The sequence below is a fragment of the Gordonia sp. LMA167 genome (assembly GCF_058130025.1).
This window is the reverse complement of record NZ_CM176708.1, coordinates 795,719-819,420: the sequence shown is the minus strand read 5'-3', so window position 1 is coordinate 819,420 and position 23,702 is coordinate 795,719. Positions and strand designations below refer to the sequence as shown.

Genomic DNA, 23,702 nt, shown 5'->3' with positions numbered 1-23,702 from the left:
AAGTGTCAGCTGTTGCTCTCCCATACCCTGCAAACCCTCACCGACGATGAATTCGCCGGCCGCACGGTGGTGATGTCCGGCGGCAGTCGCGGAATCGGCCTGGCCATCGCGTGTGCTCTAGCCGCACGGGGCGCGAACATCGTGCTCCTCGCCAAGACCGACACCCCGGACCCGCGCCTCCCCGGCACGATCCATACCGCGGTCGCCGAGATCGAGCGCATCGGCGGTCATGCCGTCGGGGTGGTCGGCGACCTCCGCGACGACAGCGCTGTCGCCCACGTCGTGCAGACCGCCGTCGAATGCTTCGGTGGCATCGACATCTGCATCAACAACGCGAGTGTCCTCAGCCCCACACCGACGGCGGAGCTCTCCATGAAGCGGTATGACCTGATGCAGGCGGTCAATGCGCGGGGAACGTTCGCGCTCACCCAGGCATGCCTGCCGCACCTCACCACCTCCGATCGGAGTCGGGTGATCACCCTGTCCCCGCCGCTGAACCTGTCACCGAACTGGCTGGCCAGGTTTCCCGGATACATGCTCGCCAAGTACGGGATGTCCTTGTTGACCATGGGTTTTGCCGCCGAGTTCGTTGATCGGGGCATCGCCTGCAACTGTTTGTGGCCGGAGACCACGATCGCCACCGCGGCGGTGCAGAACATTCTCGGCGGGGACGACGCGTCGGCGCACGCCCGAGATCCGCAGATCATGGCGGACGCGGCCGTGGTGCTGGCCGCCCAGCCCGCTGATGTCAGCGGTCAGTGCTTCATCGACGCCGATCTCCTGCGCGACGCCGGGATGACCGACCTGACGCGGTACGGCGGATCCGATCCGCTCGAGTACGACTTCTTCGTCGATGCCGGTCGGTGAACCACGGCCCCGCTGTCGCGGTGACGACCGCCATGCGGTGAACTGACCCCATGGAACTGCTCCTCATCCGGCACGCCCTGCCGTTCCGGCAGACCGATCCCGCGGGCGCCGACCCCGACCTGACCCCGGAAGGCCACGACCAGGCGCAGCGACTGGCGAAGGCCCTCGCGAACGGCCGATACGGACAGGTGCACCGGCTGGTGAGCAGCCCGATGCGCCGAGCGGTCCAGACCGCCGACCCCGTGCGGGACGCCCTGGCAGTGGACGTCGACGTCGACGACCGCCTCGTCGAACTCAATCACGGCTGGACCACCTACGGGGCTGCGCTCGCCTACACCGACCGCACGCTGCTGCTCGATCACATGAATGCCGGACGCCTCGGCGACAACACCTTTGACACCGCGCGGTTCCAGCAGCGGGTGGTCGACCGAATGGAGGCACTGACCGGCGGCGCCGAGGACGGCGTGGTGGCGGTCGTCTGTCATGGCGGCGTGATCAATGCATACCTCTCCCACGTCATCGGCGCCGACAAGATGTTCTTCACCGATCCCTACTACACGTCGGTGTCCCGGGTCCTCGCTCTGCCCGGCGGTCATCGGCAGGTGTTGTCGCTCAACGAGACCGATCACCTGCGCTGATCCGCGTCGACCGATGCGCCTCCCCCGGTCCCTGAGGAGCCTCGCGAGGAACGAGCGATGCGTCACGAAGGGCCTCGCACCCACCCACCCAAACTCTCGCCCACCAACCGGTCCCTGAGGAGCCTCGCGAGGAACGAGCGATGCGTTCACCAACCGGTCCCTGAGGAGCCTCGCGAGGAACGAGCGATGCGTTCACCAACCGGTCCCTGAGGAGCCTCGCGAGGAACGAGCGATGCGTCACGAAGGGCCTCGCACCCACCCCACCCAAATCCTCGACCTCCCAAACGGAGGCCGCCTCAGAACCCGACGAGTGTCGCCCTCACTCGGCTCCCGCGGTGATCGTCAGCCAGATCGTCCGCGACAGCGCCGCGACCAGCCGCTGATCGGAGGACATGGTGTCGCGCGGATGCAGAATGTGCTGGGTGACGCTCTGCTCGACCATCCACGTGACGGCTGCCACCGCCTCCCTGTCGACGACAGGATCGACGCGTCCGGCGGCGCGCCACACATCGACGCGAGAGGTCGCGAAGTCGATGAAGTCGTTGATTCGGCCGAACCAGAATGCGGCGACCTCGGCGTCGTAGGCGGCGACCTCGCCCAACGCGCGCATCAATGTCCAATGCTTGCGGAATTCTTCGACCATCGCGCCGATGGCGCGTTCCACTCCCGCGACCCCCGCGTCGAGCGATGCGTCGTCGGCGAACCAGGCGGTCGGAGTGGCGAAGAACTCGGCGGATGCGACGTCGGCGACCTGGATCAGCACCTCGCTCTTGTTCGGGAAGTACTGGTAGAAGTTGGTCCGCGACATTCCGGATTGTTCGGCGATCCGTTGCACCGGTAGTTCGGTGAAGCGCTCGCCGGTAGCGAGGAGTTCCTCGACGGCGGTCAGTACGCGTTCGGTTACCTCGGCCCGGCGTTCCCGCGCGTGCACACCCTGCGACCTCGTCACCGAAACCATGTCGCAGATGCTACGCCGTTCTTGACACCCCCTGCGTACAGGCATAACGTCTTCCTGACACTGTGTCGGACTGTGTGTCGGAGGTCGGCGGATGGAGGACAGATGAGTCCAGCCGTCGAGCAGTTCGATGCAGTGATCGTCGGTGCCCGATGCGCGGGCTCGGCCACCGCGATCGCCCTGGCCCAGCGCGGCCTGACCGTGCTCGTCATCGACGCTGCACAGTTCCCGTCGGACACGCTCTCCACCCATCTGCTGTGGCCGACGACCATGGCCGAGATCCAGGCCCTCGGGGCACTGCCCGCGGTCGAGGCGATCGGCGCCCCGCGCATGCCGCTGGCCGAGGCGATCCTCGACGACATCGGCTGGCGCACAACATACTCCGCAGTCTCAGGTATCGACTACGCGATGTGCGTGCGCCGCATCCAGCTCGACGATGTCCTGGTGCAGACGACCCGTGCCGCGGGTGCCGAGGTCCGCGAACGGTGCACGGCCACCGACGTCGTCGGGCGCGGCGGGCGTGTGATCGGCATCCGCTACACCGACGACGACGAGGTGGCCCATGAGGTCCATGCGCCGGTCGTCATCGGCGCGGACGGCCGCAAGAGTCTGGTGGCCGACCGCGTCGGCGCCCGGGTGCCGACGTTGGTGGCACCCAGTGGTCGTGCCTGCTACTACGCCTACTGGTCGGATGTCCGAACCGACTTGCGTCACATCGCATCCCAATGGCGGGTCGGTCGCCTGCTCGGCACCGCGTTCCCCTGCGACGGTGGGGATCTGCTGTCGTTGCTGCAGCCACCCGTCGATCTCAACGCCGAGTTCAAGGGGCGGAGGGCCAAGGACGCGTACCTCCGCGGCATCGAGGCGCTCCCCGGGTTGGCTCGGCGGCTCGACGGATGCGAGATGGTCTCGCGGGTGCGGGCATGTACCGGCATCGAGTCCTACTTCCGCCGGTCGAGCGGCCCCGGCTGGGTCCTGCCGGGCGACGCCGGACACTTCAAGGATCCGGTGACCGCGCAGGGCATCCGCGACGGACTGCGCTACGGCCGGCTCCTCGGGGAAGCACTGGCACCGGTGCTCGGCGCGCGCGACGGTGCCGATCCCGAAGCCGTCGACTGCGCAACAGCCGCCTGGGCATCCGATCGCGAGCGTGACTGCGTCGATGTCTACCAGTGGACGAACTTCCTGGCCTCCGGACTCCCACCCTCGCCGCTCGAGTACGAGCTCTATCGCCAGGCCCAGCAGCAGCCCGGCTTCGCGGCGGTGCTGAGTGACATCTACAACCGCGTCCAGGCGCCTGCGGCGATGATGCCGGTGACCACCCTCGCCGGCACGGTGACCCGAGCCGTCCGTCGGCCCGACGTCTCCGCGCGAGAGGTGGTCGCCGACCTGCGTTTCCAGCAGAAGCGGATGCTCGCGGACTGGCTGGAGAAGCGCCGGTTCCTACGTGCCGGCGATGCGACCGGTCGGCTGCTCGGCGACGACCCTGCGGCGCATCGGGTGCCGATCACCGCCTGACCGACACGCCCCCGAACGACGCCCAGCAACCTCCCAGCAGGCGTCGATGGAGTCACAAGTACTGACGGGCAATCTCATTGGTGTCAGAGAGATCCACACCGGATCGCACACACCACGAGAAAGGCCACCGATGCCCACTCCGCAGAAGACCAACAACAACAAAACCCCGCAGGCCCCCGCGCGCCGCCGCCGTCGCGTCCGCCGGTTCGATCAGCGCTCGCGTCGTTGGATCTGGGTCTGGCAGTGAGCTGAGGCCGCGCCTCTCCGGACCAGCAACACCCCACCGCGCCGTCGGCTGCATCACGCAGTCGGCGGCGCGCTGGTATTCGTCACGTCGGCCTCGCCGACAGAACCCCGAACCTCGCCCCTTCGGTCCCTGAGGAGCCTCCGAGCTTGCGTGCGTCCCCTCGGTCCCTGAGGAGCCTCCGAGCTTGCGAGGATGCGTCACGAAGGGCCACAGCGCCAAACCCCGCCTACAGAACCCCGAATCCCGCCCTTTCGGTCCCTGAGGAGCCTCCGAGCTTGCGAGGATGCGTCACGAAGGGCCACAGCGCCAAACCCCGCCGACGGAACCCCGAATCCCGCCGACAGAACCCCAAACCTCGGCCCCCGGTCCCGAGGTGGTCCCGAGATGCCCGGAGTCTGCCAGAATGCGTCACGAAGGGCATCGAACTCTGCTCCGCGTCGACCAACCCTCCATCGTCAAAGGCGCGCGACCCCGCGGGCGATGGCATAGTTGTCATCACGTGCCGCGACGCGGAAGGAGCGAGAGATGAAGCTCGGCATGCTCTACTCGCTCACCGGCGCACAGGCACCGATGGAGCAGTCGATCCTCGACGGTGCGATGTTGGCGGTCCAGGAGATCAACAGCGCCGGTGGCGTTGCCGGCGCCGAACTCGAAGTGGCGATCTACGACGATCATTCCGAGGTGTCGTCTACCGCACGCGGGGTCGATCACCTGTGCCGCAACGAGGATGTCGACGTCGTCGTCGGCGGCTATACGTCGGCCACCCGCCTTGCTCTGATCCCGGCGATCCATGCGAATCGGACGCTGCTCATGTATCCGACGTATTTCGAGGGCGAAGAGACCGATTCGCGCGTCTTCTATTGTGGCGCAGCTCCAAATCAGTACATCGCCGACTACATCACGTGGATCGCCGACAACCTGGGCCGGCGTGTGTACGTGGTCGGTTCGGACTACATCTATCCGCGTGTCCTGGCCGAGTCGATTCGTCGCCTCGGCGCACAGCTCGATGTGGAGACGGTCGGCAGCTGGTATGCGCCGCTGGGGGAGACGCAGTTCGAGGCCGTCCTCGACGACATCGCCCGGACTGAGCCCTCGGTCATCATCAGCAATCTCGTCGGGTTGGACTCGACGTCGTCGTTCTACACGCAGTACCACGCGGCCGGATTCGCCGCGCAGACCACGCCGATCGCCGCGACCGTGACCACGGAGGTCGACCTCGCGCAGATGCCGACAGCGGTGAGCGACGGCCACTACATGGTGGCCACCTACTTCTCCAACCTCGACACTCCCGTCAACCGGACGTATCGACATGCGCTCGAGGACATCCGCGGACAGCAGTGGAGTCATTCCGCGCAGGTCGGCGCATACAACGCCGTACACGCGCTCGCGATCGCCGCCGAACAGGCCGCAACGCTCGACGTCGCGGACCTGACGCGGGCGCTCATCGGTATCCGCTTCGACGACAATCCCGAGGGCACACCGTTCTATTTCCGCGCGAACCATTACAGCGCGCACCCGGCGTACGTCGGTCGCGCCGACGGCGGCCGGTATGAGGTGATCGCGGAGTTTGCGCCGCGTGCACCAGAACCGTGGTGGTCAGGAAGTCGACCGCTCATCGTGTCCGGCTGACTCGCGCAGGCACAACGCGAGGTAATAGTCCGACCGGTCAGCGGTCGACTGGAATCCACGTCCGGTCAGCTGCTCCACCCGCGACAGACGGTACCGAAGCGTGTTGATGTGGATACCGAGTTCGTTCGCCGTTGCGCCCCAATGCCCGTCGAGCGCGAAGAACGTGCGCAGCGTCTCGATGAAACTCGTGCCCTTCTCGGTGTCGTAGTCGATGACCGGTTGCAGGAGTGAGTCTTCGAGCACCTCGGACAACCCGGGATGCGCCCGGAGCAGGGTCGCCGCGAGCGGAACGGGTAAGGCGATCTGCGGCGCCTCGATCACCGCGGCGCGTGCCTGCCGCTCCGCGAGTTGACGCGCGTTGATGAGTCCGCGCATGAGGTCGTCGCTGCTGCGTATCACGTACGAACTGACACCGACCGCGGGCGTCAGGTGGCGTCGCCGTTCGACGAGCTTGGTCATTGTTGTGACATGTTCGTCGAACTGGCTGTTTTCCAGAGGATTTCGCAGCTCTGCATCGCTCGTCTTGATCAGTGCATAGGCGACATCGCCGTGGGCGGCGGCAACACACGAGCTGCCCCCGACCAGGCCCAGATCGTGCAGGACCGCGACGGTATCGGTTGTGGTCCCGGTGGGTTCACCGTCGACGATGACTGCGACGGCACGCACACGGTCACCGGGCACGAGGCCGAAGGAGGCGACCCACGGGTCGAGTGCCGCCGAGGGGACCTGGGTCTCGATCAACTCACGGATCAGTGCATGCTCCAGATCTCGGCGGGTGGCGCGTTGCAGGGCGATCGCATGCGCAATGACGTCGAGTCGGTCCGCGAAATCCCGGATGCGTCGCGGATCGACCGCCTTGCGTGCCTTGTTGATCAGTGCGAGTGCGTGTCCGGACCGGGGCAACACGAGATGAACGGCTGCGCTCTTGCTCGAGATCGCTTCCAGCGGAGCTGGAGTGCGTGCGAGCGTCTTCTCGAGAAGTTCGAAATCCGCCGACGGCGCGGTGGTCACGACGCAACCGTTCATCACCAACCAGGCGGTCATGCCGGTGACGGTGGTGAAGCCGCTGAGTGCGTCGTCGATCGGTGCGAGCAACTCTGGCGTGACGCCTGTGGCGCCGGAGGCCGTCGGCGGGGCGAGCAGGGCGTGAACGTCAGCGATGGTGGCCGATCGGGGCAGCATGAAGATCGGCAGCGATTGTTGTACGCACGCGCCGACGAACTCCGCCGACAAGCTCGCATCATCGGTGTCGACGACGACGGCAACCGCTCCCCGGGAGCGGAGTTCAACGGGTATGCGCTCCGGGTTCCCCAACGACGACCAGACGGATGTCGCCAGGTGCGCGACATTGCCGGCAGAGGGTGACGGCGGTGACGCAACAACCTCGTACACCGCCGTTATCGTGTCGCGGCGGGCCTTCTCGGCAGGTCCGGGTGTGAGTGACAGGAGACCGGCTCGGTCGACGAGATCGCCCACCGTGGCCATGCGACTCCCTTCTCGGTGGGGCTCGAACTGCCCCGTTCGATTATCGGTCCACCGAAGGTGTCTGGCCAGCCGACCACGTCCGCAGGTCCACGTCTGGCGGCCATCCTTCTGTTTCGGTTACGTGACAGTCCGTTTCGGCGTGATGTCGGAAACCTGGGCGTTACCGGCGTCGGCTGACCCGTTGCCGCAGGTAGATGCGCCGGGACTGCTCCCAGGAGTGTGGCAACGTCCAGTCACGGGACGGTCGCCGTTGGGCGATGAGCCAATTGTCGGGCCGCCGCGATCACGGTTTCGTATGCGTCATCCACATCCACTTCGAAGCGAAGCCCGAGGAGTACGACATGACCCAGGCCATCAGCCGGACGGACAAGGTCCGCACCGCCGTCGACATCGGTGGCACGTTCACCGACGTGTTCATCCAGCGAGGCGACGGTGAGATCGTCACGGCGAAGTATCCGACCCAGACGAACCCCATCGAAGGTGTGCTGGCCGGCATGAAACAGGCCGGGGTCAGCTGGGAGGACGTCGAGTTCTTCTCGCACGGAACGACGATCGCCACCAACGCACTGATCACCCGGAACTTCCCGAAGATCGCGCTGGTCACGACCGAGGGCTTCCGCGACGTCATCGAGATCCGCCGCGGCGACCGTGAATCCTGGGACCCCTACCAGGAGGTCGCACCGCCGTTCGTCGCCCGACGTCACCGGCTGACCGTCAAGGAACGTATCGGCTACGACGGCACCGTCCTCGAACCACTCGACGAAGACGGTGCACGCGACGTGGCCCGAATCCTGCGTCGCCGTGAGATCGAGACCGTGGCAGTGTGTTTCGTGAACTCCTTCACCAACCCCGCCCACGAGGTGCGGATGGCCGAGATCCTGTCCGAGGAGCTGCCCGGCGTGGCGATCACCACCTCGAGCGATGTCCTCCCGGAGATCTTCGAGTACGAGCGCTTCTCCACCACGGTCGCCAACGCGGCGCTCGTGCCGATCATCGGGCCGTACGCGCGCACCCTCGAGGGCCGGCTGGCCGAGGCCGGTTATGACCACGACGTGTTGCTGCTGCACTCGGGCGGCGGCGTGATGACCCCGACGATGGCCGAGAAGTACGGCGCGCGACTGGCCGCATCCGGGATCGCTGCAGGTGCCATCGCGAGTCGACACATCGCGCGTCAGTGTGGCTATGAGAACTCGATCGGATTCGACATGGGCGGCACCTCCACCGACGTCTCGCTCACCGACAACGGTGTCGTCGGCACCACCAACACGTGGAGCGTCGAGTTCGGCTACCCGATCTGCTTCCCGAGCATCGAGGTGCTCACCATCGGCGCGGGTGGCGGATCGATCGCCTGGCTCGACGAGGCCGGATCGCTGCGCAACGGTCCGCAGTCGGCCGGGTCGGAACCCGGACCCGCCTGCTACGGCGCTTCCGAGCTGGCCACCAACACGGACGCCAACCTGGTGCTCGGCACGGTCGGCAAGAAGCTCGCCGGTGGAGTCAAGGAACTCGACGAGAAGCGCGCCCACGCCGCCATCGAGAAGGTCGCGGCGCCATTGGGTCTCGACGTCGAGACGGCCGCGCAGTCGATCATCAAGGTCGCCAACGCCAACATGGCCGATGCCATCCGACTGATCTCGATCCGCAAGGGCCACGACCCCCGCGACTTCGCGCTGGTCGGGTTCGGCGGTGCCGGCCCGCTGCATGCGGCGTACCTGGGCAAGGATCTCGGTATCCCGACGGTGATCATCCCGCCGCATCCGGGCGTGACGTCGGCGATGGGCTGCATGCTGGTCGACATCCAGCACGACATCACCAAGATGTACCTGGCCGAGACGGCCGAAGCCGATCTGGCGCACCTCGCCGACTCGTTCAAAGAGTTGCAGGAGGAGGGCCGGGCCCGTCTCGAGGCCGAGCATGTCGCCGCCGAGGACATGGCGTTCGAGTACTACCTGGACATGCGGTACATGGGTCAGTGGCGGGCCATCTCGGTGCCGGTGACGATGCCACTGACGAACCTCGACGACGTGGTGGCCACCTTCCATGCGACCCACCTCAAGGAGCACAACTTCTCCGCCGAGGACACCGGCGTGGAGATCTATCGGATCTCGGTGCGCGCCATCGGCCTGACGCCGCGCGCCGACGTCGTCCCCGCCGAGCTGATCGACCCGGCCGGGTTCACCCCGATGCCGGTCGAGATCCGCGACGTTCTGTTCCCCGACGAGGTCGCTCGTCTGCAGACCCCCGTGTACGACCGGTCCACGCTTCCGGCCGGAGCCGTGATCTCCGGTCCGTGCATCGTCGACCAGCTCGACTCCACCACGGTGGTTCCGCCGCAGACGACCGCAACCGTCGACGAGTGGGGAAACCTCATCCTGACCACCGACGCCCAGTGACCGTCCACCGACCCTGACAGACACGAGGAAACCACCATGGCAACATCATTGGACCCAGTGACCTTCGAGGTCCTGAAGAATGCATTCATCAACACCGTCGACCAGATGGCCGAGCAGATCCTACGAACCTGCTATTCGTTCGTCATCTACTCGCGGGACTTCTCGTCCGCGCTCTGCGACACCGAGGGCAACACGGTCATGCAGGGAACCGGCGACATCGCGGCCCACGTCGGCACCCTGCACTACACGGCCAAGGCCGTCATCCGCCAGTTCGAGGGCGACATCCATCCCGGCGACGTCTTCGTCATCAACGACGTCTACGAGGGCGGCAGCCACTTCAACGACACCCGCATCATCCGGCCCATCTACTACGATGGCGAGCTGCTCGGCTACGCCCAGGCCAACGGACACTGGGCCGATGTGGGCGGCGCCACGCCGGGTTCGTTCAATGTCAAGGCGCTCGATCACATGGGTGAGGGACTGCGCATTCCGCCGACCCGGCTGTGGAGCAAGGACGAATTCCTCGAGGACGTCGCCTATCTCATCGCCAAGAACACCCGCAACCCGCGCGACATCATCGGTGACATGCAGGCTCAGGCGGAGTCCACCCGCGTCGCCGAACGCGAAATCCAGCGGCTGTGCGACAAGTACGGCGTGGAGACGATCAAGACCGCGATGGCCGAGGTGCAGGACTACGTCGAGGATCTCACCCGCGCCAAGATCGCCGAGCTGCCCGACGGCGTCTGGTACACCGAGGACTACATCGACCAGGATCCGGCGCTCGGGGAGGGCTTGATCCCGATCACCATGCGCATGACCATCTCCGGCGACACCGTGCACTACGACCTGAGCGACTCGCATGCATCGATCTCGTCGATGCTCAATGCAGGCTTCGGTGGATCGTTCGCCGGCATCGTCGCCGGGACCAAGATGCAGTTCCCCGACATCCCGCTGAACTCCGGCTTCTACCGGGTGGTGACCGCCGACCTCGGGCCGATCGGCACCGTGGTCAATGCGGAATGGCCGCGGCCGTGCGCCGGATTCTGTTCCGGGCCATTCGAGAAGATCATGAACTCGGTGTTCGAGATCTGGTCCGACATCCAACCCGAACGGGCCATGGCCTGCGCGTTCAACCTCGAGTATCTCCTTGTCGGTGGCAAGGATCAGCGCGAGGACGGGGACCCGAACTTCATGTGGTACGACTGGATGATGGGCGGCTGGGGCGCGCGCAACGGCGCCGACGGCTACAACGCGTCCGCACCGATCTTCGGAGTCCAGTACGGCACACAGCCTTTCGAAGGCCAGGAACGACTCGCACCGGTACTCACCACGTGCCACGATCTGGTACCGGACTCGGGCGGTCCGGGTAAGACCCGCGGTGGGCTCGGCGCCGAGAAGGGCGGCAAGCTGTGGGCCAGCGACAACACGGTCATGTCCTATTGCTGTGACCGCGAGCGATCGGTGACCTGGGGGCTCTGGGGCGGTCTGCCGTCCATCCCGCACGGCGTCTGGCTGAACAAGGGTACCGACGACGAGCAGTACCTGGGTTCGATCTTCGCGGCCATCCCGATCAAGTCGGGCGACGAGTTCACCCGGCCATCGGCCGGCGGTGGCGGACTGGGGGATCCGTTGCAGCGTGACGTCGAGTCTGTGCTCGAGGATGTCATCGACGGATACGTGACCATTGCCCGGGCCGAGAAGGATTACGGTGTCGTGATCAAGGAGATCGACCCGGAGGTATTCGAGTACGAGATCGACGTCGAGGCCACCGCCCGGGCGCGGGAGTACATCCGCGACAACCGGCACGACTGGATGCAACGCGATCCGCACGCCGTGTCGGAGGAGTACAAGTCCGGTCTGGTCAACGAGATGGATTGCGTCCGCCAGTACGGCGTCATCCTGGACTGGGGCAGCGGTGCGGTCCTGACGGAGACCACCGAGCAGTTCCGCTCGATGCTCAAGCGCCGCACCATCGTCCACTGGACCGACGATCCGACCATCGACTTCGTGCCCGGCACATTGACCGTGTCCGAGCCGGCAGCGGTCTGATCTCGTTGATCCAGGACTCCCGAGCGACCGTTCACCTCGGTCCGTGAGAAGTGGGGAGCAGCTGTTCACCTCGGTCCGTGAGGAGTGGTCAGCGATCGTTGACCTCGGTCCGTGAGCAGTGGTCAGCGACCGTTCACCTCGGTCCGTGAGCAGTGGTCAGCGATCGTTCACCTCGGTCCGTGAGCAGTGGTCAGCGATCGTTCACCTCGGTCCGTGAGCAGTGGTCAGCGATCGTTCACCTCGGTCCGTGAGCAGTGGTCAGCGATCGTTCACCTCGGTCCCTGAGGAGCCTCGCGAGGAACGAGCGATGCGTCACGAAGGGCCTTCGTGACGCATCCTCGCAAGCTCGGCGGCTCCTCAGGGAGCGGCAAGCACCGACACGATCAATCCCGGCTGACGCAGGGCCGCAACGCAAAACCAGTACCACCCAACGGCGGGTCGTGGCAACGATGCCATCGGCCCGCCGTTCTGCATCCATCATCCCGACACCACAGAAAGACGACCATGACCATTGACGCGCAGTCCACTCAGACGAGTGGAATACCCTCGCTCGACGTCACGTTCACCGACGATCCCCACGTTCTCGCCCGGGCTGCGAGCGAGGACTATTCCCTGCACATCGTTCCGCGATCCTGGCGATCCTCGCGCACTTCGGTGTCGATGGCCTGGTTCGGTCTGATGAGCGCGATGTTCTTCGTGGTCGTCGGCGCCACCGTGGCGCTCGCCGTCGGCACCATCGACTCGCTCATCGGAATCGGGCTGTCGGTGGTGGCGTACGGTGTGATCAACGCGATCGTGGCGAAATTCGCCAATGAGACAGGTACGAGCGTCTCACTCTTCTCGCGGGTCCTCTTCGGACGGGCCGGATCTGCCTTTGCCGCAGCCCTGTTCGGAATCACCATTGCCTACTATGTGGTCGCCGAGGGTTCGATCGTGGCGTCGGCCCTGCACGCATACTTCGGGACGCTGCCCATGGCCTTCTGGTCTCTGGTCGTGGTGCTCTACCAGGCGCCGCTGGCCTGGCGCGGTGTGACCACCTGGCTGGACAAGCTCAACGGGGTCCTGCTCCCGCTGTACGTGCTGGGTCTCGTCGGATCGGTCGTCTGGGCCATCGTCAAGTACGGCTACAGCAACGATTGGCTGACCCACGCGCCGGCATCGGCCGCGGATCTGGGCGTACCCGGCTGGTGGTACGCCTTCGTGATCTACATGGGTGTCTGGGTGGTCACCATGATGGCGTGGGACTACGCACGGTTCGGCCGCCCGCAGGACGCCACATTCAACGCGCAGGTCACCTTCGGCACGCCCTTCTATGTGGTCACGCTGCTCGTCAATGCTGCGGTCGGTATGTTCCTCGCGCAGACCATCTCCATCGCAGGCGCGCTCTCGGAGGAGTCGGCGATCCTGGGCGTGATCGGCATGATGGGGATCTGGGGACTGCTGTGGGTGCTGGTGAGTCAGACGCGGGTCAACAGCGGCAACTTCTACCTGGCGTCGACCAACTTCCAGAACTTCTTCGCCCGCACCCTGAAGTTCTCGATGCCCCGCACCTTCTGGGTGGCCGTCGTCGCGGTACTGGTCTACCTGATGATGCTGACCAACGTGCTGTCGTGGATCGCAACGTCGCTGCAGTACCAGGGTGTGTTGATTGTCGGGTGGGTGGCCATCGCGCTGGCCCACATCGGTTGGATGCGACTCAAAAAGATCCCGTCGGATTCGCTGGAGTTCCGTCCGGGCCGTGTGCCCGCGATCAATCCCGCTGGTGTCGCCGCCTGGGGAGTCGCGTCGGCTGTCGGAATAGTCATGGTCGCGGCCGGTGGAGCAACCGGTGCCGTGTGGGCGCCGCCGGTGTCGTTCCTGCTCGCCGGCGCCATCTACTGTGCCGCCCTGGCCTTCCGGGTCGACGGCTGGTTCACGATGACTCGTCCCAACGATCCCCGCGAGGAGGTCGACGATATGTGGGAGGCACGTATCCGCTGCCATCGATGCGAGGACAGCTACATCGCCTATGAGATGGACCGCGACCCCTCAGCCGGTCACCAACCCATCTGTCTGGCCTGCGCATCGGACGACATCGAGTTCCAGCGCGCCGCCGACCGCGAGGCCGCGGCACTGCGGGACCGGTAACACCAGGCAGAAATTACACCCCACGACGTCGTCGGTTGCAGCACGCAGTCGGCGGCGCCGGGGGGTGTTTGTCATGACCGCCCCGCCGACAGAACCCAAAATCCCGGCCCTCGGTCCCTGAGGAGCCTCCGAGCTTGCGAGGATGCGTCACGAAGGGCCACAGCGCCAGACCTCCCGCCGACAGAACCGAAGATCCCGCCGACAGAACCTGCACCCTCGCCTTCGGCGGCTATGTTAACGGATTCGGTCGCTCAATTATTCTCCCGGTAACCACCACGAAATACGCCGGGCGTCAACTGTATCTCGTAGCCGGTAAGGACTACGACCTCCGATCCCAGGGATCGAATCCTCTTGTGAGGCAGCGTCGCCTCGACTTCCGAACTGTCCGACGGACTCGACCCGTCGCGCCTCATTCTAGGAGAAACTGTGCCCACTTTCGACGAGACCATCACCGAGAACATCGCCAAGTCCCTCGGTGAGATCCCGCACCCCTCGCTGCCGAAGGGGTCGAACATCTATGGCGGCACCAAGATCTTCCCCGATTACCAGGCCGAAGACGGCGAAACCTACTTCACGTTGGTGCACGGGATCGCTCACGAGTCGTCGGTGTCGTTCGTGGCGGTGCTTCAGGCCACCCGGGCGCTGCGCAAGGGCTTCGAGTCGGCGATCTACTTCTACGGTCCCGGCGCGATCAATTGCCTTGCCACGCGCGGCTTTCCGAAGACCGGTGATTCTGGATTCCCTGGCGAACAGAAACATCAACGACTCGCTGGCGACCTTCATCTCCGAGGGCGGCACCGTCTTCTGCTGCCGTTTCGGGCTCGCCCTGCACGGCGGCCGTGAAGAGGACCTCATCGAGGGAGTCATCCCGGCCCACCCGCTCGACGTGCAGGACGCCATCATCCACTACGCGCGCAAGGGCGCGATCATCAACTCCACCTACATGGTGTGACCCGACCCCGAGGCGAGCTCATGACAACCATCGGATCGGTCGCGGCCAACTTCACCCGCGACCTCGAGCAGAACTACCAGACCATCGCCGACTACGTGGCCCAGGCCCGAGAGTGCGACGTCGACTTCCTGGTGTTCCCCGAAGCGGCGATCGGCGGCTACCTGTCGTCGCTGGGCAACCACGGTGACACCGTCAAGAACACCACCCGCTCACTGCCGCCGGCAATCAGGCTCGACGGGCCGGAAATCCAACGGGTGCAATCGATCATCGGTGACCTCGTTATCGCCATCGGGTTCTGCGAGCTCGCCGAGGACGGTGAGACCCGCTACAACGCGGCCGCCGTCCTCGACGGCTCGCGGATCTACGGGAGCTACCGCAAGGTGCACCAGCCGCTGGGCGAGAACATGTCCTACGCCTCGGGTGCCGAGTACGGTGTCTTCGACACGCCGATCGGACGCGTCGGGCTCCAGATCTGTTACGACAAGGCCTTTCCCGAGGCCGCGCGTGTGATGGCGCTCAATGGCGCGGAGATCATCGCGAGCCTGTCGGCCTGGCCCGCCGCACGGACGGCGACCGCCGAGAACCTTCAGGACGATCGATGGACTTACCGGTTCAACCTCTTCGACACCGCCCGCGCACTGGACAATCAGGTGTTCTGGGTCGCGTCCAATCAATCCGGCACCTTCGGGTCGTTGCGCTATGTCGGCAACGCGAAGATCGTCGACCCCGGGGGCAACATCCTCGACTCGACCCTGCTCGGAAGCGGAATGGCGGTCGCCGACGTGGACATCGCCGCCACCTTCACGGCCATGCGTGGCGGCATGTTCCATCTTCGCGACCGCAGACCTGACGCCTACGGCGCGCTCACCGAACTCGATGCCACCGGAACCGCGGCGTGGCGGGACCTCGCCGATGCCTGAGATGACCGTCACGGTTCGCTGGCCCGACGGCGTCGTGCAGCACTGCTACTCGCCGAGCCTGGTCATGCACGACCATCTCGACGTCGGCGCGCAGTACACCGTCGACGAATTCCGCAGCCGCGCAACGACTGCACTCGTGGAAGCCGCTGAGCGTGTCCGCGCAAGGTACGGCTTCGCCTGCACTTCGGCGGCAGCCACTGCCGACGACATCAGCCGTACCGCCGACCGTTACGAGCATGGCGCCACAGTCGAGATCCTCGACATGCACCCACCCCTACCCACCCCGACAACCCCTTCCTCCCTGGAGACATCATGAGCGCACCCGCTCATCCCAGTCATCTACCCGTGGTGATCATCGGCGCCGGCCAGGCCGGCCTCTCGGTCAGCTGGTATCTCGGACGAGCCGGCGTCGAACACCTTGTGGTGGAGACGAAGACGCCGGCGCACGCTTGGGCCGACAAACGGTGGGACAACTTCACCCTGGTGACACCGAACTGGCACTGCCGGCTCCCTGGTTACGCCTACGACGGCCCGGACCCCGACGGGTTCATGACGCGCGACGAGGTCGTCGACTGGCTCAACGGCTGGCTGGACACCTTCGACCCACCGGTGCGTGAGCACACGACCGTCACGCGACTCCGCCACATCGGCACAACCGGTTTCGAACTCACCCTGGACAGCGCAGACGCTGACGGACTCGAGCTCATCACCTGCGACCAGGTGGTCATCGCCACCGGCGGCTATCCACTCCCGGTGATCCCGCCCTACGCATCCTCGCTCGATCCTGCTGTGACGCAGATCCATTCCGAACAGTACTTCAATTCCGACCAACTGCCCGACGGCGCCGTCCTCGTCGTCGGAACCGGGCAGTCGGGCGCACAGATCGCCGAGGACCTCCATCTGACGGGTCGAGAAGTCCACCTCGCGGTCGGCAACGCTCCACGGGTCGCGCGGATCTACCGCGGCCGGGACTGCATGACCTGGCTCGCCGACATGGGTCTCTACGACACCCCCACCAAGGAATACCCCGGCGGTAAAGCAGCGCAGGAAAAGACAAATCACTACGTCACCGGCCGCGACGGCGGCCGCGACGTGGATCTGCGACAGTTCGCGTCGGAGGGTATGCGCCTGTACGGAACTCTCACCGATGGCAAGGACTCGACACTGCGCTTTGCGCCAACACTCACCGCAGCTTTGGACAAGGCCGACGCCGTCTACAACTCGATCTGCGCCGACATCGACCGGTACATCGACGCCCAGAACATCGAGGCCCCGCCCGCCTCGCGGTATGAGCCGGTCTGGGAATCTGAAACCGACCCTACCGACCTGGACCTCAGCACTGCGGGCGTCACCAGCATCGTCTGGGCCATCGGCTTTCGCCCCGACTACCGCTGGATCGAGGCGAGCGCCTTCGACGGTGGCGGCCGACCGATGCAGACCCGCGGCGTCACCGGTGTCCCCGGCCTGAACTTCATCGGCCTGCCCTGGATGCACACCTGGGGATCGGGACGCTTTCTCGGGATCGACCGCGACGCCCGGCACATCGCCGAAACCGTCATCGAGGCGCTGGGTGAGTCGCATCTGCGGCTTGCGGCCGGGCAGTAGCGAGGCCCCGATGGCACGCCAGTCGATCGCGTCGGTCTTCGCCGACCGTGCACGGACCACTCCTTATGATGTCCTCGTCACCGACCGAACGGGCAGTGCGACGGCCGCGGAGATCGATGCCCGAGCGATTCGCCTCGCCCGTCTGCTCATCGCCGAAGGTGTGATCCGCGACGACCGGGTGATTCTCTCCTTGCCCAACGGGATCGGGTTCGTCGTCGCCTTGGTCGCCATCTCGCGGGCCTGCGCCACTCCGATACCGCTGTCACCGGACCTCGATGCGGCCGAGCGTGACCCGGTCCCTGAGGAGCGAGCTTGCGAGCGTCACCATCCGGTCCCTGAGGAGCGAGCTTGGCGTCGCCACCCGGTCCCTGAGGAGCGAGCTGGCGAGCGTCACGAAGGGCCGGCCCTTCGTGACGGTCCTCCGCTGGCGCTCCGGACCTCCTCAGGGATCGGTGGTAGCGCATGCGAGCGTGACCCGGTCCCTGAGGAGCGAGCTTGGCGTCACCACCCGGTCCCTGAGGAGCGAGCTGGCGAGCGTCACGAAGGGCCGGCCCTTCGTGACGGTCCTCCGCTGGCGCTCCGGACCTCCTCAGGGATCGGTGGTAGCGCATGCGAGCGTCACCCGGTCCCTGAGGACCGAGCTTGCGAGAGTCACCACCCGGTCCCTGAGGAGCGAGCTTGCGAGAGTCACCACCCGGTCCCTGAGGAGCGAGCTTGCGAGCGTCACGAAGGGCGGCCCCTTCGTGACGGTCCTCCGCTGGCGCTCCGGACCTCCTCAGGGATCGGTGGGCTGTCTCCTGAGGAGCGAGCCTCGCCCGTGACCCCACGATCACTCCATGACTTCGCACGCACACGCCTGCCCGCGACTTCCCGCCCCGATCACATCTGCCTCACCCATCGACCACTCCGCAACGACGCGGGCAAGATCCGCCGACGCACCCCGGCCGGCCGCGGCCACTGGGATGCATCAGCCCTCCGAATGAACGGAGTATCCGCGTGACCGTATCGACCAGAGTGGATCTCGCCCTCCTCGGTATCCGGGGTACGCCGCCTGTCAACCGAACCGGCGGCGCCGGGCCGACCGACGACGGACATCTCCGTATCGACGGCCTCAACGCCGCCATCCCGCGAAACCCGGACAGCCCGTTCGCCTTCGACGGTGACCGCGTGCTCTACGACGGTGCCGACACCGGATTGCAGGTCGAGACCATCGGACGCCCCCGCTTCTACGACCTCACCACCGACGACGGCATCCGGTTTGAACAGATCGCCAAACTGCACGGCGCCGATGTGCTCGCCACCACCGTGGTACAGACCTGCATCCGCTACGTCGAGGACCAGCGCTGCCGCTTCTGCTCCATCGAAGAATCGCTGCGTGCGGGATCGACTGTCGCCGTGAAGAAGCCGGAGCAACTCGCAGCGGTGGCCCGCGCCGCCGTCGACCTCGACGGCGTGACCCAGATGGTCATGACGACCGGCACCTCCGCCGGCAAGGATCGGGGCGCCAGGCACTTGGCCCGGTGCGTCCGCGCGGTCAAGGCGGCTGTACCCGAACTGCCCATCCAGGTGCAGTGCGAGCCGCCGGCGGACCTGTCGACCATCACCGATCTGCACGACGCCGGGGCCGTCGCGATCGGCATCCATGTCGAGTCACTCGACGACGAGGTTCGCCGACGGTGGATGCCCGGCAAGTCCGCGGTGTCCCTCGATGAGTATCGCGCCGCCTGGGCCGAGGCGGTCCGGGTCTTCGGCCGAAACCAGGTCTCCACCTATCTCCTCGTCGGCCTCGGCGAAGACCCCGACGAGATGATCCAGGGTGCAAAGGAACTCGCCGACATGGGGGTGTATCCGTTCATCGTGCCGTTCCGGCCGCACGCGGGGACGCTCGCCGTCGACGTCGACGGGGCTTTCGCCGCCGAACCGGCGGTCGTCGAGAAGATCAGTCGCGAGGTGGCGGCGCACCTGCAGCTCATCGGCATGGCCGGCGCCGCCCAGCGCGCCGGATGCGCCGCCTGTGGAGCCTGCAGCGTGTTGCAGAACGTGGGAGGGTGACGCGATGCTCGACGGAACCATCCTCCCGACGCAGTCGCTGCGGGACACGCGGACCGATCTGTCGATCCTGGCCGGTACCCGGACCACCACTTCGCCGTTCCTGATCCGCGTCGCCGACGACACCGCAGCGATCGCCACCTATCACGCGCTCCGCCATGCTGAATTCGTTGAACGGCAAGGGCTGTTCGAGGGATCCGATCGTGACGACACCGACGACGACCCACGCACCGTCGTCCTGGTCGCCGCCACGCCCGACGGAACCGTCATCGGAGGTGTGCGCGTCGCACCCATGACCGCCGTCGACATCGGCTGGTGGTCCGGCAGCCGGCTCGTCGTCGCCGACCCGGCGCACGCCGCTGGTGTCGGGGCGGCGCTCGTCCGGGCCGCCTGCGCCCACGTCGAAACCCACGGTGTCCTTCGGTTCGACGCCACTGTGCAAGACCGCTACGGCCCGCTCTTCGCCTCCCTCGGTTGGCACGACCACGGTCCCGGTCCCACGATCGGCGGGCGCACCCATCGCGCCATGCGCTGGCCGCTGCACCAGATCCAGCGCACCGCCGACACCACGAAGGCGCTGCTCGCCGACATCCTCGCGCCACTGGCACGCCAGCCAGGAGGTCTGGGTCCCAGCGGATTTCGTGGCGATGACGGCGTGCCGGTGCCCGAGTCGGCGATCATTGCCGCCTGTGACGCGATCATCCCGGCGATGGTCGAACGCGATCCCGAATGGGCGGGCTGGTGTTCCATCCTCGTCAACGTGAACGACCTGTCGGCGATGGGCGCACGTCCGCTCGGCTTCCTTGACGCGGTCGCCGCCCCCACCCGCTCACATCTCACCCGCATCATGCGCGGCATCTCCTCGGCCGCCCAGGCGTGGCAGACCCCCGTGCTGGGGGGTCACACCCAGGTCGGGGTGCACGCATCGTTGTCGGTGACCGCGGTGGGACACGCCGAGGCCCCGATCTCCGCCGGCGGCGGCCGGATCGGCGACACGGTGTCGGTGCTCGCCGACCTCGGCGGGTCCTGGCGGTCCGGCTACCACGGCCGGCAGTGGGACAGCACCAGCGCGCGTTCCTCGGAGGAACTCGTCGCGATGGCCGGGCTTCTCGGCGAACTCCGCCCCGCCGCGGCGAAGGACGTCAGCATGGCCGGCCTCGCGGGCACCCTCGGCATGCTGGCGGAAGCATCCGGGACCGGAGCCGAACTCGACGTCGCCGCCATCCCCCGGCCTGCGGCGGCCGACATGGGCTCGTGGCTGACGTGCTTCCCGGGGTACGCGATGCTCGTCGCCGACCCCACACCGGTGGCGACCGCACCGGGCCCGACCACCACGGCCGCGTGCGGGCGCCTCACCGTCGAGCCAGGAGTACGGTTGCGATGGCCCGATGGCGAGGTGACCAGTGTCATCTCATCGACGGTGACAGGTCTCGGAACGGCATGAACCTGAGTAGAGTTCGGTGACATGACCACGGTCACGCTGGGCGCCCTGGCGGCGCATTTCGGCCGCGACGTGGAGCGTGGTGTGTCCAAGGCCGTCGGCATAGTGGAGGCCGCGGCCCGCGACGGCGTCGACCTGCTCGTCTTCCCGGACGCATCGATCGGCGGCTACATCGGCGACCTGAGACATCCCGATCCGGACGACCTCCCGCCACCGGTCGACACCGACGGCCCCGAGCTCGCTGCCATCGCGGCCGCCGCCAAACAGATGACCGTCTGTATCGGCTACACCGAAGCGGCGAACGGCAAACGCTACAACACCGCGGTCTGCCTGTCCGGTGACGGCATGCTCGGCACACACCGTAAAGTCCACCAGCCGGCGGGGGAGTCGCTGGCCTATGCTGCCGGCGATTCGTTCGACGCCTTCGACACCCCGGTCGGACGGATGGGCATGCTCATCGACTACGACAAGACCTTCCCCGAGTCCGCGCGTACCCTCGCACTCGACGGGGCTCGGATCATCGCGGCGCTCAACGCCTGGCCCGCCAGCGTCACCGATCGCGCGGCCCGGCTGCCCGCCGACCGGCAATCGCGGCTGTTCGACCTGTACGACTGTGCGCGTGCCGCGGAGAACCAGGTGTTCGTGGTGTCCTCCAACCTCACCGGTGTCACCGGCTCGTTGCGCTTCCTCGGGCAAGCCAAGGTCGTCGGACCTGGCGGCGACGTCCTGGCCAACACTCGTTCCAAAGGTGGCCTGGCCAAGGTCGACGTCGATGTGTACCACGAGATCAGCCGTGCCCGAAGGGTTCTCGATCACCTCGCCGAACTCCGACCGGACACCTATCACGCCCGCCCCGAGAATCCCGACCCCCGCCGAGAGAACCCGGAATCTCGCCGACAGAACCCGGAATCTCGCCGGCAGAACCCAGAAACTAGCCGGCCGAGCCCGATCCGGGGCAGGTGAGCACCATGCGAATTGCCCTGCTGACCTATTCCACCAAGCCCCGGGGCGGTGTCGTTCACACCCTCAATCTGGCTGAGGCGCTGAGTCGCCGGGGCGCCGACGTCACCGTGTGGAGCCTCGCCCGCGGCGGCGACGACGGCTTCTTCCGCAGCGTCGATCCCGCTGTCACACAACGACTCATCCCGTTCGCCGATCTGCCGGACGAGACCATCACCGAGCGCATCATCCGGTCCATCGACACCCTGCGTGCGGGTTTCGAACCCGACGACCTCGACGTCGTGCACGCGCAGGACTGCATCAGCGCCAACGCCGTCGGCCACTGTATCCGCACCATCCACCATCTCGACCAGTTCACCACTCCGATCCTGGTCGAGTGCCACGAGAAGGCGGTGGTCAACCCGTACGCACGAATCTGCGTCTCCCGGGCCGTCGCCGACGAGGTCCATGCCGGCTGGGGTCTGACCCCGACAGTGATCCCCAATGGCGTCGACTACGGACGCTTTGCCGGTGCGGCAGCCGATGATCCCGCCGCCGAAGCAGCGCGTCAGCGGTGGCGCGCAGAACTCGGGCCCTACGTCCTCGCGGTCGGCGGCATCGAACCACGCAAGGGCAGCATCGACCTGCTGGAGGCCTTCGCGACGGTGCGCGCCCACGCCCCCGATCTCTCCCTCGTCTTCGCCGGCGGAGAGACCCTGTTCGACTATCGCGACTACCGCGCCGATTTCGACCGCAGGCAAAGTGAGCTCGGCATCGAGCCGGTCGTGTTGGGGCCGGTTGCCGACGCTGCGCTACCGTCGCTGGTCGCTGCCTGTGACGTCTTCGCGTTCCCGTCCACCAAGGAGGGCTTCGGTCTCGCTGCCATGGAAGCCCTCGCGGCCGGTCGGCCGGTCGTCGCGCGCGAGCTGCCCATTCTGCGAGAGGTGTTCGGCGACACCGTCGCCTACGCCGCTGATGTACCCGCACTCGCGGCTCAGTTGCTGGCGGCGCGAGAGCCTGCACCCTCCCGCCGCGACGCCGGCCGCGACCTGGCCTGCTCACTCACCTGGGACGCCGCAGCCCGCGCCCATCTCGACTTCTATGCCGCCCACCCGTTCCCGCAAGGCTGATCGGAAGCCCACTCCCGGACCGGGACCAGACGAGATCAGCCTTGCGTGGTCATCCGGTTGGTGATCGAGAACGTCACCTGATCCGGGCGATACCGGTCGTCGGAGTACTCGAACGGCCGACCTTGTGGATCGAAGCTGGTGCGCCGCTCGCGAAGCAGTGGCGTACCCGGCGAGATCCCCAGTGCGCGAGCATCCAGATCATCGGCGGCCACCGCATCCAACTCGTGGCGCATCGACGCGAACTCGACACCGTGGTCGACGAGGTGGTCGGTGATCGACCCGGCGTCCGGATCGAAGTCGAACAGCGTCCGGCCGACGTCGAGGGTGAACCGACTCCGCTCGAGCAGGGCGGGCAACTCATCGAGAGTGCGCAGCCGGACAATCTCGACGACGAACTCGTCGTGACCGATGTGCAGCGCGTCGGCGATCTCGGCATCCGCTCGGACCCTCCCGACACTGCGTGTGTGGTTGCCGGGCGTTCGTCCGGCGGTCACCGCCCACTGGGAGAAAGGGGTGAATGATGCGAGAGTCTGTGTCGGTCGGTGGGGATGACGCACTCGCGCGGGCCGTCCACGTGTTGTGGAGATGTATCCCTCGGTCCGTAAGTTGTACAACGCCTGACGGATCGGGCCACGGCTGACCTGCCACTGAGCCATGAGCGCTGTCTCCGCAGGTAGTTCGTCGCCGGGCTGGTATTCACCGCCGAGTATCTGAGCGCGCAGCGCGTCGTGGATCTCCCGATGCCGAGGGGACATGTT

18 protein-coding genes and 1 pseudogene are annotated in these 23,702 nt (G+C 66.5%); 16 read left to right on the top strand and 3 right to left on the bottom strand.

Going from position 1 to position 23,702, the window contains the following annotated elements; all coding sequences use genetic code 11:
• Positions 1-12 precede the first annotated feature (12 nt).
• Positions 13-867, top strand: a complete 855-nt coding sequence (locus ACVT6V_RS03710) for an SDR family oxidoreductase (RefSeq protein ID WP_489898466.1) — start codon at positions 13-15, stop codon at positions 865-867.
• A 50-nt stretch (positions 868-917) separates the two neighbouring features.
• On the top strand, positions 918-1,505 hold the full coding sequence (locus ACVT6V_RS03705; RefSeq protein ID WP_489898465.1) for a histidine phosphatase family protein: 588 nt from the start codon (positions 918-920) through the stop codon (positions 1,503-1,505).
• A gap of 319 nt (positions 1,506-1,824) precedes the next feature.
• Here the strand turns inward: ACVT6V_RS03705 and ACVT6V_RS03700 are convergent, their stop codons facing one another.
• Positions 1,825-2,463 carry a TetR/AcrR family transcriptional regulator gene (locus ACVT6V_RS03700; RefSeq protein WP_489898464.1) on the bottom strand — a complete coding sequence of 213 codons (639 nt, stop codon included), beginning with the start codon at positions 2,461-2,463 and terminating at the stop codon, positions 1,825-1,827.
• 102 nt (positions 2,464-2,565) lie between these two features.
• Here ACVT6V_RS03700 and ACVT6V_RS03695 point away from each other — a divergent pair, with 102 nt between their 5' ends.
• Both ACVT6V_RS03695 and ACVT6V_RS03690 read left to right on the top strand, forming a co-directional pair.
• Positions 2,566-3,978, top strand: a complete 1,413-nt coding sequence (locus ACVT6V_RS03695) for an NAD(P)/FAD-dependent oxidoreductase (protein ID WP_489898463.1) — start codon at positions 2,566-2,568, stop codon at positions 3,976-3,978.
• Between the two features lie 772 nt (positions 3,979-4,750).
• Positions 4,751-5,854, top strand: a complete 1,104-nt coding sequence (locus ACVT6V_RS03690) for a transporter substrate-binding protein (protein WP_489898462.1) — start codon at positions 4,751-4,753, stop codon at positions 5,852-5,854.
• Here the strand turns inward: ACVT6V_RS03690 and ACVT6V_RS03685 are convergent.
• Positions 5,822-7,339: a PucR family transcriptional regulator gene (locus ACVT6V_RS03685; protein WP_489898461.1), complete on the bottom strand. Its 1,518-nt coding sequence runs from the start codon at positions 7,337-7,339 to the stop codon at positions 5,822-5,824. The genes ACVT6V_RS03690 and ACVT6V_RS03685 overlap by 33 nt on opposite strands.
• Positions 7,340-7,680: 341 nt before the next feature.
• Between ACVT6V_RS03685 and ACVT6V_RS03680 the strand changes: the two genes are divergently transcribed.
• From ACVT6V_RS03680 to ACVT6V_RS03625, 12 genes and pseudogenes are all read left to right on the top strand, one after another.
• Positions 7,681-9,732 carry a hydantoinase/oxoprolinase family protein gene (locus ACVT6V_RS03680; protein WP_489900695.1) on the top strand — a complete coding sequence of 684 codons (2,052 nt, stop codon included), beginning with the start codon at positions 7,681-7,683 and terminating at the stop codon, positions 9,730-9,732.
• A 36-nt stretch (positions 9,733-9,768) separates the two neighbouring features.
• Positions 9,769-11,781, top strand: coding sequence for a hydantoinase B/oxoprolinase family protein (locus ACVT6V_RS03675; protein ID WP_489898459.1), 2,013 nt, complete (start codon positions 9,769-9,771; stop codon positions 11,779-11,781).
• 504 nt (positions 11,782-12,285) lie between these two features.
• Positions 12,286-13,908, top strand: coding sequence for a purine-cytosine permease family protein (locus ACVT6V_RS03670; protein WP_489898458.1), 1,623 nt, complete (start codon positions 12,286-12,288; stop codon positions 13,906-13,908).
• Between the two features lie 426 nt (positions 13,909-14,334).
• Positions 14,335-14,860, top strand: a pseudogene (locus ACVT6V_RS03665) (MSMEG_0572/Sll0783 family nitrogen starvation response protein).
• Between the two features lie 20 nt (positions 14,861-14,880).
• On the top strand, positions 14,881-15,780 hold the full coding sequence (locus ACVT6V_RS03660) for a carbon-nitrogen hydrolase family protein (protein ID WP_489898457.1): 900 nt from the start codon (positions 14,881-14,883) through the stop codon (positions 15,778-15,780).
• On the top strand, positions 15,773-16,096 hold the full coding sequence (locus ACVT6V_RS03655; RefSeq protein ID WP_489898456.1) for an MSMEG_0570 family nitrogen starvation response protein: 324 nt from the start codon (positions 15,773-15,775) through the stop codon (positions 16,094-16,096). Before ACVT6V_RS03660 ends, ACVT6V_RS03655 begins: the two co-directional genes overlap by 8 nt.
• Positions 16,093-17,385, top strand: coding sequence for an MSMEG_0569 family flavin-dependent oxidoreductase (locus tag ACVT6V_RS03650; protein ID WP_489898455.1), 1,293 nt, complete (start codon positions 16,093-16,095; stop codon positions 17,383-17,385). Before ACVT6V_RS03655 ends, ACVT6V_RS03650 begins: the two co-directional genes overlap by 4 nt.
• Before the next feature lie 10 nt (positions 17,386-17,395).
• Entirely contained in the window at positions 17,396-18,385 is a 990-nt protein-coding gene (locus ACVT6V_RS03645) for an AMP-binding protein (RefSeq protein ID WP_489898454.1), read from the top strand.
• Positions 18,382-19,437: an MSMEG_0568 family radical SAM protein gene (locus ACVT6V_RS03640; RefSeq protein ID WP_489898453.1), complete on the top strand. Its 1,056-nt coding sequence runs from the start codon at positions 18,382-18,384 to the stop codon at positions 19,435-19,437. Before ACVT6V_RS03645 ends, ACVT6V_RS03640 begins: the two co-directional genes overlap by 4 nt.
• A gap of 4 nt (positions 19,438-19,441) precedes the next feature.
• A complete protein-coding gene (locus ACVT6V_RS03635) occupies positions 19,442-20,878 on the top strand; it encodes an MSMEG_0567/sll0787 family protein (protein ID WP_489898452.1) in 1,437 nt (478 codons plus the stop codon).
• 21 nt (positions 20,879-20,899) lie between these two features.
• Positions 20,900-21,838 (top strand): carbon-nitrogen hydrolase family protein, encoded by a 939-nt coding sequence (locus tag ACVT6V_RS03630; protein WP_489898451.1) that lies wholly within the window; start codon positions 20,900-20,902, stop codon positions 21,836-21,838.
• 5 nt (positions 21,839-21,843) lie between these two features.
• Positions 21,844-22,944: an MSMEG_0565 family glycosyltransferase gene (locus ACVT6V_RS03625; RefSeq protein WP_489898450.1), complete on the top strand. Its 1,101-nt coding sequence runs from the start codon at positions 21,844-21,846 to the stop codon at positions 22,942-22,944.
• A gap of 35 nt (positions 22,945-22,979) precedes the next feature.
• Here ACVT6V_RS03625 and ACVT6V_RS03620 read toward each other — a convergent pair whose 3' ends face one another.
• Positions 22,980-23,699 (bottom strand): GntR family transcriptional regulator, encoded by a 720-nt coding sequence (locus ACVT6V_RS03620; RefSeq protein ID WP_489898449.1) that lies wholly within the window; start codon positions 23,697-23,699, stop codon positions 22,980-22,982.
• Positions 23,700-23,702: the final 3 nt, after the last annotated feature.